The sequence below is a fragment of the Mesorhizobium sp. M7A.F.Ca.CA.004.12.1.1 genome (genome assembly GCF_003997835.1).
In the GTDB taxonomy this organism is placed as follows: Bacteria; Pseudomonadota; Alphaproteobacteria; order Rhizobiales; family Rhizobiaceae; genus Mesorhizobium.
Genome location: NZ_RZRK01001353.1, coordinates 1 through 826 on the forward strand (window position 1 = coordinate 1; position 826 = coordinate 826).

General features: G+C 62.3%; 1 protein-coding gene. It reads right to left on the reverse strand.

What is annotated here, in order from left to right:
- Nucleotides 1-144: 144 nt before the first annotated feature.
- Nucleotides 145-429: a helix-turn-helix transcriptional regulator gene (locus EN984_RS36330; protein WP_023810249.1), complete on the reverse strand. Its 285-nt coding sequence runs from the start codon at nucleotides 427-429 to the stop codon at nucleotides 145-147.
- Nucleotides 430-826 lie beyond the last annotated feature (397 nt).

Below are 826 nucleotides of genomic sequence, written 5' to 3' on the forward strand. Positions count from 1 at the left end.
CGGTTCGGCAGCCGGGGGCCGCCGCGCGTATAAGCACGTGCGGCATACAAATCGGCAAGCCCCAGGCTGAAGCAGACGCTGCGGCAGGTACAAAGAAACCCGCCAAGGAGCCTTGGCGGGTTCTCTGGAATCCGTGGTGCGGATCTAAGCCAGCGATCGACCTTGCGCCGCCGGCGTCGGCGCAGCCGGGGTGATCAGAGCCTCCTGGGGAAGGTGAAGCGCGGACACAATACGACGCAGCTTCGACGGGTCGGTCACTCTGCCGCTTTCGATATCCTCAATCTCGTCCACCGCCAGGCCGCATGTCAGGGAGAGCTCTTCCACGCTGTAACCGCGGGTCTCCCGCATCGCTCTGAGGGTGTTGTAATCTGGCCCGCTCCCGTTGGTTGCCGGTTCGGAGAGGGGTTCGCTTTTCGCATTATGGGGCATTGGCAACTCCATGACTGAAAGAGTTTGATCAAATGAGGAGTGTTGCCTGAGACGGTCGGGAAGATGCCCTCTCGCCGGCGATTTGCCAAGAGCCAAAAGGGCCGTCACGGGATCGTGAACCAGGTGCCTGGCGCGGCCCTCTCGCGCACACGTCGCGATCAAGTTGTTTTGAAGAAGCGATTGGCCTTTTGCCGGCAGTTTCGCCGCGCCCATTCGTTATCTCCGGGTCGCTGGCGTGAAACCATCCGGTTCCAGCCGGCTCGTTCCCGGAAGGATCTTTGCAATGAACTTGAAGACAGTCATGGTCGTGCTCGGCACGATTTCCAGCCTTTCCGTCGCCGGCGCAGGCGCCGCCCAGGCCGCAGACGCGCTGCGTGTGCGCGGCACGGTGGTCAGT